The 17,525-nt window shown below is 40.1% G+C and carries 18 protein-coding genes; 4 read left to right on the top strand and 14 right to left on the bottom strand.

Annotated features, from left to right (window positions below):
• Positions 1–35: 35 nt before the first annotated feature.
• The 12 genes from FPL27_RS07595 to FPL27_RS07540 all read right to left on the bottom strand — a co-directional run bounded on the left by FPL27_RS07595 (position 36) and on the right by FPL27_RS07540 (position 12,457).
• Positions 36–1,154: a hypothetical protein gene (locus FPL27_RS07595; protein WP_143960518.1), complete on the bottom strand. Its 1,119-nt coding sequence runs from the start codon at positions 1,152–1,154 to the stop codon at positions 36–38.
• A 43-nt stretch (positions 1,155–1,197) separates the two neighbouring features.
• A complete protein-coding gene (locus FPL27_RS07590) occupies positions 1,198–1,812 on the bottom strand; it encodes a hypothetical protein (protein ID WP_143960517.1) in 615 nt (204 codons plus the stop codon).
• Between the two features lie 146 nt (positions 1,813–1,958).
• Positions 1,959–4,061, bottom strand: coding sequence for a type IA DNA topoisomerase (locus FPL27_RS07585; RefSeq protein ID WP_143960516.1), 2,103 nt, complete (start codon positions 4,059–4,061; stop codon positions 1,959–1,961).
• 92 nt (positions 4,062–4,153) lie between these two features.
• Positions 4,154–4,585 carry a DoxX family protein gene (locus FPL27_RS07580; protein ID WP_143960515.1) on the bottom strand — a complete coding sequence of 144 codons (432 nt, stop codon included), beginning with the start codon at positions 4,583–4,585 and terminating at the stop codon, positions 4,154–4,156.
• A 10-nt stretch (positions 4,586–4,595) separates the two neighbouring features.
• The gene (locus FPL27_RS07575; RefSeq protein WP_143960514.1) at positions 4,596–4,913 is read right to left on the bottom strand and encodes a thioredoxin family protein; all 318 of its coding nucleotides are present in this window, start codon (positions 4,911–4,913) and stop codon (positions 4,596–4,598) included.
• A gap of 188 nt (positions 4,914–5,101) precedes the next feature.
• Positions 5,102–6,250 carry an MFS transporter gene (locus FPL27_RS07570; protein WP_143960513.1) on the bottom strand — a complete coding sequence of 383 codons (1,149 nt, stop codon included), beginning with the start codon at positions 6,248–6,250 and terminating at the stop codon, positions 5,102–5,104.
• Between the two features lie 62 nt (positions 6,251–6,312).
• On the bottom strand, positions 6,313–7,161 hold the full coding sequence (locus tag FPL27_RS07565; RefSeq protein ID WP_143960512.1) for a glycosyltransferase family 2 protein: 849 nt from the start codon (positions 7,159–7,161) through the stop codon (positions 6,313–6,315).
• Entirely contained in the window at positions 7,151–8,233 is a 1,083-nt protein-coding gene (locus tag FPL27_RS07560; protein WP_143960511.1) for a glycosyltransferase, read from the bottom strand. The genes FPL27_RS07565 and FPL27_RS07560 overlap by 11 nt, the downstream gene beginning before the upstream one ends.
• A 1-nt stretch (position 8,234) precedes the next feature.
• Positions 8,235–9,308 (bottom strand): glycosyltransferase, encoded by a 1,074-nt coding sequence (locus tag FPL27_RS07555; protein ID WP_143960510.1) that lies wholly within the window; start codon positions 9,306–9,308, stop codon positions 8,235–8,237.
• A gap of 295 nt (positions 9,309–9,603) precedes the next feature.
• A complete protein-coding gene (locus FPL27_RS07550; protein WP_185974322.1) occupies positions 9,604–10,659 on the bottom strand; it encodes a glycosyltransferase family 2 protein in 1,056 nt (351 codons plus the stop codon).
• Positions 10,660–11,197: 538 nt separating this feature from the next.
• The gene (locus FPL27_RS07545) at positions 11,198–11,725 is read right to left on the bottom strand and encodes a YciE/YciF ferroxidase family protein (RefSeq protein WP_143960508.1); all 528 of its coding nucleotides are present in this window, start codon (positions 11,723–11,725) and stop codon (positions 11,198–11,200) included.
• 225 nt (positions 11,726–11,950) lie between these two features.
• Positions 11,951–12,457, bottom strand: coding sequence for a UpxY family transcription antiterminator (locus FPL27_RS07540; protein WP_143960507.1), 507 nt, complete (start codon positions 12,455–12,457; stop codon positions 11,951–11,953).
• Positions 12,458–12,612: 155 nt separating this feature from the next.
• Between FPL27_RS07540 and FPL27_RS07535 the strand changes: the two genes are divergently transcribed.
• From FPL27_RS07535 to FPL27_RS20005, 4 genes are all read left to right on the top strand, one after another.
• Positions 12,613–13,245, top strand: a complete 633-nt coding sequence (locus FPL27_RS07535; protein ID WP_143960506.1) for a sugar transferase — start codon at positions 12,613–12,615, stop codon at positions 13,243–13,245.
• Entirely contained in the window at positions 13,242–14,393 is a 1,152-nt protein-coding gene (locus FPL27_RS07530) for a DegT/DnrJ/EryC1/StrS family aminotransferase (protein ID WP_143960505.1), read from the top strand. The genes FPL27_RS07535 and FPL27_RS07530 overlap by 4 nt, the downstream gene beginning before the upstream one ends.
• A 100-nt stretch (positions 14,394–14,493) precedes the next feature.
• Positions 14,494–14,940 carry a universal stress protein gene (locus FPL27_RS20010; RefSeq protein ID WP_235893389.1) on the top strand — a complete coding sequence of 149 codons (447 nt, stop codon included), beginning with the start codon at positions 14,494–14,496 and terminating at the stop codon, positions 14,938–14,940.
• Positions 14,924–15,322, top strand: coding sequence for a hypothetical protein (locus FPL27_RS20005; protein WP_235893388.1), 399 nt, complete (start codon positions 14,924–14,926; stop codon positions 15,320–15,322). The genes FPL27_RS20010 and FPL27_RS20005 overlap by 17 nt, the downstream gene beginning before the upstream one ends.
• Before the next feature lie 75 nt (positions 15,323–15,397).
• On the opposite strand, the gene rfbB is transcribed toward FPL27_RS20005, so the two are convergent.
• Positions 15,398–16,450: a dTDP-glucose 4,6-dehydratase gene (gene rfbB, locus FPL27_RS07520; RefSeq protein ID WP_143960504.1), complete on the bottom strand. Its 1,053-nt coding sequence runs from the start codon at positions 16,448–16,450 to the stop codon at positions 15,398–15,400.
• A 6-nt stretch (positions 16,451–16,456) separates the two neighbouring features.
• Positions 16,457–17,509, bottom strand: coding sequence for an NAD-dependent epimerase (locus FPL27_RS07515; RefSeq protein WP_143960503.1), 1,053 nt, complete (start codon positions 17,507–17,509; stop codon positions 16,457–16,459).
• Positions 17,510–17,525: the final 16 nt, after the last annotated feature.

Raw genomic sequence — 17,525 nt, 5'->3', positions numbered from 1 at the left:
TTAATAAAATCAACTAAAGTAATGCCATAAGTTAGTTACCTCAAAAGTTGATCTACCAAATGCCAGTTCTGGGTTTCTAACACTTCATCAATAAGTTTATCCCATTCAGCCTGGGCTTGCTTATTTCGACCATGTGCAGTGGCCTCATCATAGGCAGCCTGAAGCCGGTTCATCTCCCGAAAAGCCTCTAAGTACTCAAAATTGATTTCGCTATCGTAATCCTCGGGATCCAAATCCATGGTAAGTAACATTTGCCTAAATCTTTCTCCGACAATTTTCACTAAATCAAAATGCCTTTGCTCATGGTTCAGCCCATAAGTGTTCTTGGAATCACCCGCCACCCAAGAAGCATTTTTAAGCATAAAAACCTTTAACCTCATATTAAGTATTAATTTTCCATCGACCACCTCACTGTCACCATCAATGCTAAATGAAGGAAAAATAGAAGCAGCAAACCTACTCCCCGAATTTGGTCTATCCTTAAAATCATCCCAAGTAAGCGGTCTTTCAGCATGATAAAATACCGTATCTCCTACCTCCACTTCTTCATAATTTTCAATGGAAATTAGCAGTTCTGTAGAAAAGCTGGGATTAATCTGCATCTCGTCTTCCATCCATTCGTGAAAATGCCTCAAACCCGCTGCTAATGCTTTCCCCAAGGCTGAACCAATGAGGTCGGTTCGATGGGTTGACCTTTTATAGGTTACCCCACCTTGATAGTCCAACAAATGAGAAAATGAATCATTCTTGAGCTGTTCAAAGGCATAGGAAAGGTTAATTCTACCTTCAACCACGTTGGATGAGAGGACTTTTTCTTCCACACTAAGCTCCATCACTCTTCCATATACGACGTTATTCTGACCGGACTTTTGCGGAGAGGGTGTTATCCGGCTCATAATTTCACCAATTTCACTTTCCAAGTGCCCCGACCGAACCTGGGTATTTGTCACAAATACCCCACCTAGCGCTTCTTGGGATCTTTCATCTGTAAATCCTTCAAATACATAACCACGCGGTTGCCATTCTATCACGGGAGTTTCTATAGGGATTACTGTATACTGCTGAGCCTGCAAATCAGGAATTATAAAAAAAATAAGGATAGCAGTAAAAAGTTTAGCAATAGGAAATAGGGCTTTTAGTTTTTGCTTCTTCACAGGTAGAAAACTTCCGAACTCAAATTTTGGTTCGGAAGTTTTCTTACAATACTTGTCCAAGCACTGTAATCGGTCGGCTTATGGATTCCAGCACCTTTCCGTCAGTCAACTCATAGATGATTTTGAAACGATGCGTGGAAGTTAACTCTGGCGCATCCTTCAATGTAAACAGAAAAGTGGAAAAATCGCGAAGCTTCAAGTCTGCTAGCTCCTCAACCTCTAGTTTAATACATTCTGCTGGATATTTTGGACCAACCTTTTTTTCAATTGAGAAAAATCTCTTCAAATCTTCCCCTGGCTGAATATCGTGAAATGTATTGTCGCTAAATATTTGAATATCTTGGATTCTCTGAGTAAAACTGTCTGGCATATCCATATCCATCCGGCTTACACCAAAAAATTTAAAAACATCAGGTTGGGACAGCATTTTACCCTGATGAACAATTTCTATGAAAAACTCATCAAAGGAAACTGTTGGAGAAGATTGCGGATAGCTCACGTAATTAAAATAATCTTTACCGCTGCCCAAAAACACGTTAACTTGTTCATAAAGTCCAGAAAAAACCAATTCTTTTTTCCCAGAATAGACTTTATTCACAGTGATAAAAACCGCAAGGAGCGCAAAAATAAAGAAGAGAGATGTAAAAGCTTTTTTCATACAAATAAAATTAGCAGTCTACTCCCTATACGTATTTTAAATACTTTTGTCTCAGATAATACTGAAATTAATCATTTATTAATATAGCACTCACGCATAATGTCCAAAGATGCAAACGTCAACTAATTAAAGCAAGGCTGAAATTCTTATTCCAAACCTATATCAAACATATCTGTAAAAACCAGTTTGGCATCTTTTACTTCACCACTGGCACTTACAAGTCCTTTAAGTTTTCTGGTTTTGCCTTTCTCAAGCAAGTCTTGGACCTGACCATTCGTGAGCTTTTTCCCATAAACCATAAAAGGCAGTTTAAACCCGCAATCCTTGAAATTCCCACAGCCATAGGCCGTTTTTCCTGTCAGTAATTTATGGCTTTTGCATTTAGGGCAATCCAGATCCTCTGGTGAGACCTTTTCCTTCACTTGTTTCTTAGCTTTGGGCTTGACTGGATCGGGAGCCTTTTCCACTACTTCAATCCTTCTAAATTGTGAATTTTTCACCTCAAAAGTTAAATCCACCACCATCTTGACCAGCTCCTCCTTAAATACCGCTGGGTCATATTCGCCCTTCTCGATCTGCCTCAGCTTTCTTTCCCACACCCCAGTTAATTCCGGACTTTTCAACAAATCATTTTCTATACAGTCTATGAGGTCTATTCCCGTCTGTGTTGGATAAATGTTCTTTTTCCGCTTTTCAATGTATTTGCGCTTGAATAAAGTTTCGATAATATTGGCACGGGTGGATGGGCGGCCGATACCATTTTCCTTTAGGAGCTCCCTCATCTCCTCGTTATCCACTTGCTTCCCGGCCGTTTCCATTGCCCGCAATAATGTAGCTTCAGTGTAAGCCTTCGGGGGAGTAGTTTTGCCTTGATGAACCTTGGGATCGTGAGGACCTTTTTCGCCTACCTCAAATTCAGGCATAAGCTTCTCCTCATCCTTATCTTTTTCCTTCTTTGCATCATTGGCATAAACAAGCTTCCAGCCCGGCTCGAGAATCTGCTTCCCTGTCGCTTTGAATTCAACCTGGCCCACCATTCCCAAAACAGTGGTATTGGCAACTTTACATTCTGGATAAAATACCGCTATAAACCGTTTGGCGATCAAGTCATAGACACGTTTCTCCTCGGCTGCATATATCCCCGTAGGCAACACCTCTGTGGGAATAATGGCGTGGTGGTCGGTAACCTTTTTGTCATCAAAAACTGATTTGCTCATCGGAATAGGCTGGGCCAAAATCGGCGTTATGAGCCTTTCATAAAATTTCATACTGCTCAAAATCCCTGGGATTTTGGGATGTAAATCTTCAGATAGGTATGTGGTATCCACCCTTGGGTAGGTAACATATTTCTTTTCGTAAAGACTCTGAACATATTTTAAAGTGTCCTCAGCCGAATATCCGTATTTCTTATTGGCCTCCACTTGCAGAGCTGTCAAGTCAAAAAGTCTTGGATTCCCTTCTTTCCCCTCTTTTCTCTCAAAAGATGTGATTTCAAAGTCGTTTTGCTTGAGATAATCCAACCCCTTATTGGCCTTCTCTTCCGTTTTTATCCGCTCGATGTTGGCAGTGAATTCCGTTTCGCGATAGAGGGTTTTGAGTTCCCAATAAACCTCCATGTTGAAGGCATCGATTTCTTTCTGCCTTTGCACCAGCATAGCCAAAGTAGGTGTCTGCACCCTCCCTATCGACAAGACGGTCTTTTGCTGTGCAAATTTCTTGGTAAAGAGTCTGGTGGCATTCATGCCTAAAAGCCAATCACCAATTGCACGGGCACTTCCGGCGGCGTAGAGTAGATTGTATTTTTCCCCTTCCTTGAGTTTTTCAAAACCTTCCCGAATGGCATTTTCTGTCAAAGAAGAAATCCAAAGCCTTTTCACTGGAACCTTGCATTTGGCTTTGAGCAATACCCATCGCTGTATCAATTCTCCTTCCTGTCCCGCATCCCCGCAGTTGATGACTTCTTCACAAGAGGATACAAGTTTTTCAATGATCCCAAATTGCCTCTTTACGCCCTCGTTGTCAATCAGTTTAATTCCGAATTGAGGCGGGATCATGGGTAAATCCTCTAATCGCCAATACTTCCACTGGGTGGTGTAATCGTGAGGTTCCTTGAGCGTGCAAAAATGGCCAAACGTCCAGGTGACTTGGTATCCATTGCCTTCATAATAGCCGTCCTTCTTCACTTTGGCGCCTATTACGGTTGCGATATCCTTGGCTACACTCGGTTTCTCAGCAATGCAAACTTTCATTTTTGGGGAAGGGAATCAGATTTTAACAATTAGCAAATACGGTGTTTTAAGCTAATTTTCCAAAACAGTTTGACGACATAGCTGGAGGGTGACTACCTTATTTTTCCCATCATGGAAAAGTCAACAGACCAGCGTCCGCCCCCTTTAATTACCAAAAATATGCTACCCAATAGCATGGCCCAATCTGTACGGCTTCCATGCATCATTTCCCAAAACCCCTCCTGGGCCAGCACTTCGGATTTGGTCGTGGCTATGGCTACCAGCATAATGATCAAAGTAGGTATTGCTGCAAACCTCGTGAGCAAGCCTATCAAAATTAATAGACCACATGCAATTTCGAAAAAACCCACAAATCCCCCCAAAAACTCAGGGTTGGGCATGCCAATTTTCTCAAACCTTCCGGCTCCACGGACAGCGGGAAACAGGAACTTCTGTATACCTTCCGATAGGAAAACTGCACCTACCATTAAACGTATCAATATTATACTTTTATCGGCTGGTGTTCTGATAATTGAATTAAACATTATCGAATTTTTAATTAAAATAAAGGGAATAGGCTCTGTTAATTTTAGAATCAAGCTCTTTCATAGATATAAGGCCGTTTGACCGGAAAACCTCTTTTCCTTTCATGATGAAAAGAATACCCGGCACACTCAGCATCCTTAATTGCGCACATAGCATGGGGCTTTCTGAAGTCCCCACGTAATATACAGTTACTTTTGGATACTTTGCAGCCATTAAATCTCTCACTTTCGGTTTCAAACTAGAACAAACAGAACAAGTATCACCCGAAAAATAAAATAGCACAGCTTCATGCGTTTTTACCAAAGTTTCAAAATTTTCTAGATCCATGTCTTAACTTATTTTTTGTATTTAAATGGTTATAAGTAAAATCACTTACGCAAAACAACGAAAACCAATAAAAGGCATAGGATTTGAAATCATTTATTTCAACTGCCAAATCTACAAATACTCAAGCGGAAAGTTTAATCACCCTAAACTATGCTGAGTAGGCCACCGGCCCTGGGTCGGTGGCTTTATTATTTTATCTCCTCAAAAACTTCCTTCCGGATACTCATCAACAAGGTAATACATAATCCCATCACCGCAATGATAGTAAAGGAGACCCTTAGATTGAACAACTCCCCTATAAATCCTATGAGTGGCGGCCCGAGAAGAAAGCCGAAAAAGCTGATGGTAGCCACCAGCGAGAGAGCAACTCCGGGGGAAAAAACCTTCGACCTTCCCGCAATACTATATGAAAGCGGAATGACCGCAGCCGTTCCAAAACCAACCAAAATAAAACCCATTACTCCAGTGACAACATAAGGAAAGATTACGGCCAATAATAGTCCAACTCCTATCATCACCCCACTGATTCTCAAAGTCAAAATCTTCCCAATTCTGTTGATGATCGCATCAGACATAAAGCGACCTGAGGCCATTGCCGCCATGAAAGCCACATATCCCGTGGCCACGTAACTAGGATGTATTTCCACAACCTTTTTGAAATAAACGCCACTCCAGTCAAACATGCAACCCTCACACATCATCCCAAAAAAACCAACCAAGCCAACGCGCAAAAGCAGTTTATCAGGTTTTCTCAAAACCATCCCTGAACCTCCTCTGGCCTTTCTTTCTTTAATGATGTAACCTTGAGAAGTTAGGACAATACCCAAAACAATGGCTGCAACGATTAAAAAGTGCTGAAAAGCCGGCAGTCCAAAATATATAGTCAAGCCCCCAATTCCTGCACCAGTAAATCCTGCCAAACTCCACAGACCATGAAATGATCCCAAAATGTTCCTTTTGTAAATATCCTCAATCTCTATCGCATGGGTATTAAGGGCTATATTCATGATGTTTCCCAGCATACCAAAGACCACCACAATCCACGAAAGAGAATAAAGGGAGTCGCTCAAACCTATAAAGACAAGAAATAATCCATAACATAGGCCCGATGACAACAATACTACCCTGCTACCAAACCTGTGAACAACGTATCCTGCAAGGGGCAGTGCAATCAAAGACCCGAAAGGCATCCCCAAAAGCAATGCTCCAAGTTCTCCCTCAGACAAGGAAAACTTGAGCTGAATTTCAGGGATTCTCGTAGCCCAGGAGGCAAAGCATAATCCGGAAAGAAAAAACAAACTGCTCAAGGCAATTCTTCTCTTTTTGACAAAATCCATAAGGCTAGGTTTCGATAGACAGCTAAATTATGAATAATCTCAACCTTATTGGATAAAATTACCTACATAAATCTCGCATTGGGCTTAATCACTTCTTGGACTTCCTCAAACTTAGGCTCTCTGATAACTGTGATACCTTCCATGTCAGAACTCCAATTAATCAACCCTTTCTTAGAGAAAGCTTCCAGCCAATCCTCCATCACCCACTTCCCCCATTTTTTATGAAAAATCTCGGCATTTCTGACTATCGCCTGAAAATAGTGGTAAGGAGGTGAGTATACTGGATGCTGCTGATGAAAAACCCTGGCTGGAGATTGATAAAAACTAATATTATTTTCCGCCAACTTCCATCCAAAATCCGTATCCTCAGCTCCATATCCCTTATAACTTTCATCAAACCCATCTATTTCAAAAAATGTCTTTTTGTCTATTAGAAAACATAAGGACCAGAATAAATTGTAGTCTAGGATTTGAATGACCTCTTTGTCAAAAGGTCTATGTGGATGGGGTATGGAATAATTAAGCAATTCATCCTCCACCACATCACATTCCCTATCCAGATAATATGGGGTCCCCATCACACAACCCGAACTGACAACTTGATCTTTTAACACCGATCGAAAAAAATCTTTCCCGGGAATGCAGTCCACGTCTAAAAATATAAGTTTCTCATATTGGGCAAATCTAGCTCCGGCATTTCGAGCTTCAGCGATTGGCAATAATGTTGAACTTGTTTGTATGTTTTGAAAAAATATAGGAAGGTCAGGAAAATCGGTCAAATCGACCTGGCTCTCATTGATTCCCACTAGCATGATTTCAGTTGGTTTTAAACTGGACTGTCTCACTCCTTTCAATAATTTTCTTAGGTGATTTGTCCTGCCACTGAAAATGATGATAAGGCTAAATTTCATTAATAATCTTTTTTGAGGTTTGTGTATTCCGTTCACGAAGATTTTGTACGATATTTCTTGGGTGATAAGCCTGCTTGTCCAGCCAATTGAGTAATTGGGCAGGTGCCTGAGGGTTTAAAAATTCAGGATTAATTGTACCTTTTTGAAGAATTTCTTGGTCTGTCATACCATACGCATCCATTAGGTTGACAGAGAGGTCATATTGGACAAGAAATTTCATCATATTGTATTGCTCATCAAATGGCCTCTCCTCTGCAATAGAAAGAAAAGGTTTTCTGCTTCCCAAAATTTCCGAAACCGTATTAAGCCCACAATTCCCAATGATTAAATCGGAATCCTTCAGCACTTGTTGAAAACCCTCCACATAATCGACTAACCGTATATTATCATCATGTTGCCCATTCGGCAAACCTAAACCATATATGTCAATTCTACTGTCTTTAAATCTTTCAAATATTTTTGGAAGGTTTGCTTTGAGGTTTTCATTTCCACCTTTCCCGCTAATTACCGCGACGGTATTTATTTCCTTGGAAAATGCAGTCGTTGACCTTTCATCTGAACCAAATCGATCAAAAAAGCCTAAATAAATGGTTTTTTCTTTAATCCATGTGGGAATTTCATTTGAGTCTACTTCCTTTGGATAATAGGCTAGTAAAAAGGTAGCTCCTTGAAATGCTTGCAAATGCCCGGAATCATTTCTATTTCCGGGCAACCTCACATAAGCATAGGGCACACTTGCCGCCCTGCATAAAGCGGCCATCTCAACACTTAAATCCACGATCATCAATTTCACCCCCTCATCCAAAACGGTCTGAAGCAATTTTGCACTTCTTTGCTGAATTGAAAGTTGCCCCACAGGTGAATAATGTAAGTAATCAGGCACTGGAATAATATCTTGGCTAGTTTCCGTGCCATCCGGATCTTCCTGTGGCAGATGGTAAACTTTCACACCTGGATCAAACTTAAAGTATCCACTGGTAAAAATGGGGATCTTATAGCCTGAAGCCTTTGCAAAAATCTGGGCATAGTTGGAATGCCCATTTCCATGCTGATGTGCGTAGTATCCGAGCATATCAATTATGTATTAAGCTTGAACTAATAGTCAAACTGTTGTATAAGTCCAAGTATCCCTGCATCATCTTTTCCACCCCGCAAAATTCCTCAGCTCTTTTTCTACAAGTAATTCGATCAAGCAGAGACGCCTCCTCTATAGCATTAGCATATAATTCAATATCAAATGGCTTTACAATCCTTCCGGTTTTTTCAGTCAATATCTCCTTTGCCGCACCTTTATCAAACGAGACCACAGGCGTACCACAAGCCAAAGATTCCGCAATGGAAAGCCCGTAGGGTTCATCCCATGTGCTTGTAAAGAGCATCACCTCTGCCATTCCCAACACTTTATTAACCTCATCTTGATTCAAATGTCCCAAATAGACACATTGGTCGTCATCGATTAAGTTTTCGACCTTATTGTGGAAGTATGCCAAATTACTCAAGGGTCCTGCAAGCAATATCTTTTTACCCAATAATCGAGCAGCCTCAATAGCCAAATGGGTTCCTTTTTCAGGACAAACCCTCCCATACCAAAAAACATAATCTCCAAGATTACTATCTACCAGATTCCATTTCCCTAAGTCAATCCCATTGTAAACCACTCTACATTTAACAAACTCAGCATAGGTCTCGGCCAGTTTGTGACTCACAGCAGTGAAATGTTGGTTTCTGGTTTGGATAGTCTTCAAGGCAAAGTTCAATTCAGTGAAAACTGGAGTATGAAATGAAGTAATAAACGGGACTTCACTTTCCTCTCCTAAAATAATCGGGAGATAGTGAAGGGAATGATTATGAATCAAGTCATATTTTCCATTTTTTATTTTTGAACATACCTTGGCATAAAATGCCGACATGGTCTGCTCAAAAAGTCCCATAGAGTCTGGTTGAAATTCCTCTTCAAAAAAAGGAAAATTGCAATCACCTAACGAAACTAATGGTAAGGAACTGTCGGAATCCGGATGAGCATAAAGGTCAACCTGATGTCCGATTTTTTGTAGGTTGACTACCAACTGATAGGTAATCATTTCCAGGCCTCCCGCATAAGGTTCTTTAATGGGGAAATTGGCGTGAGCGATTATAGCTATCTTCATGTCTTGATTGTTTTAAAGTTGATGGCTTCCAAAGGTTTATTATTGATTTGATATTCCAACAACATCGCTCCCGTCAGATGCATAACAGAAAGCACCAAAAAGAAAACAGCAATTGCAGGATGTTGTTGAGCAAAGAAAAACAGACAAGACAAAAAATACATGAGGCACATATCCACAGGAAGAAAAGGTCTAACCTCGGACCTTTTAAATTTATTAGTTCGGGTAAAAGGTTTTTCGCTTCCTAATACTGCCTCCCACCAGCTAAATGCATGAACCTTGTGAAAGGTAATATGCGTCAAAAAGATTTCCAATAGGCCCTAGGCTCAAAATCACTGGATATTGCCATAAGAATAAATTTTCCTAAGTAGAATACCACAAGATTGCATACGCTCAATAAATAGAAAAGATCAAAGCTGTATCCTTGGAAAAAGAAGCTACTTACCATTGAGGCAAATAAAATCAATAAAGGTAAACCCGTCAAATTAATCCATGCGGAAAGCTGAATGATAATTGATAGCTTGATTCTGAATGGGGCCTCCAATTTGAATATTTTAGTCAAACATTGGGCGTTGCCATAAGACCATCTTTCCCGCTGTTTCCAAATATCAGGCATAGAACTAGGCATTAAGCCTTCACCCAAAATCACGGGTGAAAAAACAGTTTTCAAATTATGTTGCCGAATCTTGAGCCCCATTTCTGCATCCTCGGTGATCGAATGAGACTGCCAGCCACCAACCTTCAGCAAGGCTTTCTTACAGTAAAGTGAAAGTGTTCCAGTAGGCAATGTACTGCTGCCATGGTTGCTTCCAGATGCAAAAATCTTGAAGTAATGTCTGTATTCTTCCTCCAAACCAGGAATCCGCATACCATTATAATATTGCTGAGGAAACTGTACCATGGCCGCTTTTTCTGCCTCAGCAAAACCAACAGCCTTTTTCAGTGAATTGGCTTTTAATAAATAATCTGCGTCGACTACAAAAAAGTATTTAGCTCGAGATGAGGATAGGGAAATACATTTATCAAGCGCCCCTGCCTTATATCCTTTCATTTTTTCAATATGCTCAAACTTTACTCTCGAGTAATTTCTACAAAAACTTTCTACTGGCTTCCAAATCTGCTTATCTTGGGTATTGTTATCCAACACAATAATTTCATAATTAATATAGTCAATATTGAGGCAAGATTTTATGGTGGCGATCACCATCTCTGCTGGTTCGTTACAGGTAGGAATGTGAATAGAAACAAACGGTTGTTCTTTTACCGGTGCAAATTTCAATTTTCTATAAGGCCTATAAGCCCACCAAATCTGCAAGAATGCCTGAATCGATATGAGAAGTAAACTACCACCCAATAAAAAAATTAAAAGAAAGGGTCAATAGTGGGCTAAAATCCCGCAAGCCAATAATATCGCCAAAACAATCCTGTACTTTTTCAAAGTATATCCAAATCTTTGCATCGACTATTAGTTGGTGGTGAATATCAAATGCGAAAAAAACGGCACTTTTCTACTGAAATGTGCCTTTCATTAGGAATTGAACCCCTTTCATCATCCTTTGTTTATAAATATAATATGAATTTTACAACCAATTATTAAAGATGACAGCATTTAAACACAGGGCCTTATTTTACTCATATTTTTCTATCAAATAGAAGCATTTGATGTCATTTTTTTAAGAAAAACTCTATAGACAAGACCACTTCAGAAAATATAAATAAAAACTATTTAAATTCTTTCATTTAATAGGATCATCGCTTATCTTTATAATAGTCTTTAATCAGTACTTATTTTTTGATCTTATTCCACAGAAAAAAATGCCTCTAGAAATAGAGGCATTTTTATTAAAATACTTTTAAAATGCTCCCAAACTGGGAATTTGTTGATTGATAGATCATTCTTTTAATGCTTCTTCATTGATCTCTTTTTCGGCAAGATCAGAAAGTAGAGCATCTGTTTTTTTCTCTTCCTCCAGGGTCTTTTCCAATAATTTGACGACCTCCTTCATGGCCATTTTGTTAGCCAGTGCAATCAGACTGCCATAAGAAGCGATTTCATAATGCTCGATTTTTTGAGATGCAATGATAATGCCTGCATCACGGACCATAGTATCAGCCTTAGTATCGGAGACAATCTCATTGCCCTCCTCGATCAGTCCTTCCATAGCCTCACATTTTTTAGCTCGTGCAGCCATTTCTATCTGGGAAAACACCTGCTCCAATCTTTCAATTTGACCCTGCGTTTCTTTTGCGTGCTTTTCAATAGCAGAGGCAAGTTTACTGGATGTGGCGGCTTTTTTCATTTTTTCCAAAGCTGGCACCAGGTTTTTCTCAGCCCAATATATATCTTTTAACTGCTCTTGGAAGAGCTTAAAGAATCTGGAGTCTTTGCCATTGTTCGATGTTGATTGCTTGTTAGCCATGATAATTAGGATTTAGTGGTAAGTTATTCATTTTCAGTAAACAAGCTTTCAATAAATATTCCCACTTCTTCTTTTATCATTACCTGCTCTTCAAATAAGTAACAATTACTGGCAAACCTTCAACCCGACATGAAACTAGCTATTCACACCTATTCATGATGTGATTTTTTTAATCAAAATGTTACAACCCACTACAATACTGTGGTCTAATAAAGTCTTGATTTTTTATGTACCCAATACTTCCAGAAATTTTCTCGGTATACTCACCATTACATTTTGGTGAATGGTGGGAATTCTAATAATAAAATAATCTTTATTACCTCTCTGTACACATTCCCCCTCAAATCCTTGCATGGGTCCACCCAAAATCTTAACCTTCTCCCCTGTCTCAATTTCGGAAGAGTCTACTTCTACAGCCACTCCGGTCTCAAGCAACCGTTTTATTGCATCAATCTCTTGATCCCTAACTGTTGCATGATTGCCAGCAAAGTGGACAAATTTCACCGCCCCTTGCACTTGAAGCGATTCCCACAACTTATCCCTAGTGGTCTTTACAAAAATATAACCATTAAAAAGGGCGCGTTGAACTTTCTTCTTCCTGTCACTCCATTGCCTGATTTCCTCGATCATAGGTAAAAAAACCTCCAACCCGTTTTCTTCAAGCCTTTGGGTAACTTTTTTTTCCGCTCTAGGAGCCGTGTACATCACGTACCATTTCTTGTCTTCAGCCATTTGTTGCTTCTACGTTAAAAAAACAAACTTACCAATTAATCCCCTCAACCCAAGCATTCATTCAACTAAACCTTTTAATCAAAATAAAATCACAAGAAACCTGTGAATATCAATAGAAAATTTATTAAATTACTTTACATTTTTAGATTTTGACTATGCACTATATTTTTTACAAAAGAATGACCGATTTTGTTTTGGCATTAATAGCCCTTCTCATGGTTTCGCCGGTTTTTATTCCCTGCCTAATCATCAACACATTTATCCATAAAGGAACCCCATTTTTTTTCCAGATACGGATAGGCCAGCATGAAACCCCTTTCTACATTATCAAATTAAAAACTCTAATTGACGCCCATCACCCCAATCAAACCGATTTGGAAAGATTAGAACTATTTGGTTATTGGCTTCGCAAAACTTCCCTTGATGAGATACCACAGCTTTTCTTGGTTTTGCAAGGTAAAATGAGTCTGGTCGGCCCCCGACCCCTTCTTATGGAATACCTCCCACTTTACAACCCACAACAACGCCGCAGGCACTTAGTCAAGCCAGGTATCACCGGTTGGGCACAAGTCAATGGAAGAAACGATATTGACTGGACTACCAAGTTTCAACTTGACAATTATTATATAGACCACAAATCTTATGCATTTGATATAAAAATTTTAATCCTAACAGCTTGGAAAGTTATTACAGCCCATGGAGTGGAAGGAAAAGAAAAGCTGTTTATGGAAAAGTTTACCGGATCTACACTACCCCAACCACCACACCAAGAATCCAAACGCTTATGAACCCTCAACGCATTTCACTTTCCCCACCTCACCTTACGGGAGAGGAACAAGCATATATCTCACAGGCTTTTGAAAGCAACTGGATTACTTCTATGGGCGCCAATGTGGATGGTTTTGAAAACGAAATTATCAAATCAACCGAATGCGGATATGCAGTCGCTTTAAATTCAGGCACTTCAGCCATCCATATCGCCTTGCGAATCTTGGGAATATCCACTGGTGACTTTGTACTTTGCCCAACTTTAACATTTACCGCTACTGCGGCTCCTATCGTCTATCAAGGAGCTATCCCAGTTTTCATAGACTCCGAAAATGAAACCTTCAACATGGACCCGTACATTTGTGAGGAAACCATAAAGAAGATGAAAGCCCAAAATAAAAAACCAAAGGCTATGTTAGTGGTGCACCTTTACGGCATGCCAGCAAAAATGGCCGAGCTATTACATATAAGTGAGCTATACGACATTCCCTTGATCGAAGACGCCGCTGAAGCACTCGGAGCGACTTATGAAGGAAAAGCATGTGGGACATTTGGAGAGATGGGTATCTACTCCTTTAATGGCAATAAAATCATCACAACTGGTGGAGGGGGAGCCCTTATTACAGCAAACCCCATCTTTGTACAAAGAGCTCGATATCTTTCCAACCATGCCAGAGAACTCCTCCCACATTACCACCATCAAGAAGTGGGGTATAATTACCGATTGAGCAATGTAAGTGCTGGAATAGGAAGGGGACAACTTACAGTCCTTCAAAATAGAATTGAGGCTAGAAGACGAAACTTTAAGATTTACAAACAATTTTTTGATGAAATGGAGGGCGTCCATATGCAAGCAGCTCCAAATGCAAAATTCAAATCTAACAGATGGCTTTCAGCGATTTTGCTAAACCCAGAATATTACAAAAAAACTGACAAATACCTGATCATGGATACTTTAGAGGCAAGAAATATTGAAACCAGGCCCTTGTGGAAACCGCTTCACCTCCAACCTGCTTATAAACATTATCCTTATGAAGGAACTCAAGTAGCTGAAAAATTATTCCAGCAAGGTGTCTGTATGCCTAGTGGCAGTAATATGCAGATAAGAGATTTTGAACGGATCTTTGAAGTTTTTGAAACAATCAAAAAAGTTTTATTGGGTGTGTAGCTCAACACTTTAAAAACTGACCTAAGTCATATTATTAAAGACTTGATTTTTAGATATTTGAATAACCAAATTAATTATTCAAACCCTAACTTCCACGGTCATGAAAAGGATTGTAGTTCCCATCGATTTCTCCCAGTATGCTGAAAATGCATTTAAAACTGCTGTAAAAATAGCCTCCAAAGGAGATGCAAGTATTACCTGTGTAAATGTGGTTTATTCCGAGCTGGAATGGGACCGCATGTCACAAGGCGATAGAGGCAAACACCCTGAATTATTGGATTTAGCAGCCGAAGCTGAAGATAAGCTCAAGGCCTTTGTCCAGGAGCATAAAGCTCAAGACATCCCTGTTGAAGCAATCACTCTGGTAGGCCTTCCTGCTGAAAGAATTGTCGAGCTTGCCAAAAAGCAGGCCGCAGACCTTATCGTAATCGGCGCTTATGGAAAAGGCCATGAGTCGGGCAAATATATTGGTGGCACCATTCAGCGGGTCCTTCGACATGCCCACTGTCCCTGTCCTCGCTGTGAAAAAAGTGATGAACTTAAGTGACTTCAAAAAATTCACATTTGCCAGCTTATTCACCGAAGAAAGTAGACCCGCATTTGTCAAGATGCAACCCATTCTTCAAACCATGGGTTCGTCCGTTCACTGCCTTTACGTAAATACCCCTGGCAAATTCATACCCAATCAGAAAATGGAGCAACAAATGTTTCAGTTCATTAATGGAAATGCGGGAGTGCCTATACATCGTCATGTCTACAACCATGCAGAAGTTGAAAACGGAATCCTAGATTTCAGTAACTCCAACAACGTCGGCTGGATAGGAATAGCAAGCAACAACAGAAAATCCTCCGCTGCATATAATATTGGGGTCACAGAAACGATTTTATTCAAATCAGATACCCCTGTGTTCAGTGTTAAGCTTTCATAACTAGATTGGAATGAATTGGCAAACCATCTAATGTAGAGGCCTTAAATGAAAAAACCGGCTCAAGGCCGGTTTTTTTTATCTTTCAGTATAATGCTTATCGTAGTATTGCTGATAATTTCCCGATGTGACATTTGTCAGCCACTCCTCATTATCAATGTACCAGTCAATGGTTTTCTCAATACCTTCCTCAAACTGTAAGGATGGTTCCCAACCAAGTTCCTGCTGGATTTTGGTCGCATCGATGGCATAGCGAAGATCGTGTCCAGCCCTGTCGGTCACATAAGTGATCAACTTTTCAGAAGTTCCTTCTTCTCTACCCAACTTTTTGTCCATTTTGGCGCAAAGTGTCTTTACGATATCAATGTTTTTCCACTCATTAAATCCGCCAATGTTATAAGTTTCATTCGCTCTTCCTTTATGGAAAACCTCATCAATAGCAGCAGCATGATCCTCCACGTACAACCAATCCCTTACATTCTCACCCTTTCCATAAATAGGCAAAGGCTTGTTGTTACGGATATTGTTGATGCAGAGCGGGATCAGTTTTTCTGGAAACTGGTTAGGTCCGTAGTTGTTGGAACAGTTGCTGATTACCGTTTTTAGTTTGTATGTATTGGCATATGCTCTTACGAAGTGGTCGGAAGAAGCTTTGGATGCTGAATATGGAGATTGCGGATCATAAGGCGTGGTTTCCAAGAAGAAACTGTCATCATGAAGCGATCCATAAACCTCATCGGTAGAAACATGGTAGAAAAGATGGTTATCATAATCCTTCCAATACGTCTTTGCTGCGTTCAAAAGGTTAACCGTACCGATTACATTGGTTTTCACAAATGCCAGAGGATCTGTAATAGACCTGTCCACATGGGATTCAGCTGCCAAATGTATTACATCAGTAATTTGGTAATCGCGGAAGACACGCTCCAAGTTCTCCTCATCCAGGATATCGACTTTGGCAAATTGGTAATTTGGTGCACCCTCTATTTCCTTAAGGTTCTCCAAATTTCCAGCATAGGTTAAGGAATCAAGGTTGATTATCCTGTATTCGGGATATTTATTTACAAACCTTTTTACCACATGGCAACCGATAAAACCGGCACCACCGGTAATTAGAATAGATTTTTTCATCTTAGTTTATTTATTGTAATATTCCCTGTACCATTCAATAAAGGCATCGATTCCTTTTTGAATAGGGGTATTTGGCTTGTAGTCACAGTCTCGGATAAGGTCTTCCACATCCGCATGGGAAGCCGGCACATCACCCGGCTGCAAAGGAAGTAAATTTTTCTTGGCCTCTTTACCCAGTGTCACTTCTATGGCTTTGATGAAATCCATCAATAGTACTGGACTGGAATTACCAATGTTGTATACTCTATAAGGAGCGTAGGATGTGCCTGGATCCGGTTCATCACCAGTCCATTCCTCATTTTTTGCTGCTGGGCGATCCGCCACCCTGACCACACCTTCCACAATATCATCAATGTAGGTGAAATCCCTTTTCATTTTCCCCTCATTGAACACACTGATTGCCTCATCTTTAAGAATCGCTTCTGTAAAAAGAAAAAGGGCCATATCAGGTCTTCCCCACGGTCCGTAAACAGTAAAGAACCTCAAACCGGTGGTTGGAATATTGAAAAGATGGCTATAAGTATGCGCCATTAACTCATTTGATTTTTTGGAAGTGGCATATAAAGATACCGGGTGATCTACATTATGGTGGATGGAGAATGGCATCTTGGTGTTGGCTCCATAAACTGAGCTTGAGGAAGCATAGACCAAATGCTTGACAGGATACTTCCGGCAAGCCTCCAGAATGTTCAGAAAACCGATTATATTGGCATCTATATAGGCATCCGGATTGGTCAAGGAATAACGAACCCCTGCCTGGGCGGCCAAATTGATTACCACATCAAATTTCTCCTTTTCAAAAAGATCCATCATTTGCTCCTTATCCTCCAAATTCATCCTTACGAATGAGTAATTAGGATATTTGCTTGAGCCAACCTTTTTATGCCACTCAATAGTCTCACGGTCAATCCCCGTATTCGCCAAACGGGAATACTTCAGGTTTACATCGTAATAATCGTTGATATTATCGAGTCCAATGACCTCATCCCCTCTGTCTAAAATCTTCTTTGCAAGGTGGAATCCAATAAAACCGGCTGTCCCGGTAATTAAAAATTTCATAAGGTTTTTATATATT

The sequence above is a fragment of the Litoribacter populi genome (assembly GCF_007483685.1).
GTDB lineage: Bacteria > Bacteroidota > Bacteroidia > Cytophagales > Cyclobacteriaceae > Litoribacter > Litoribacter populi.
This window is presented reverse-complemented; position numbering and strand designations above follow the sequence as displayed.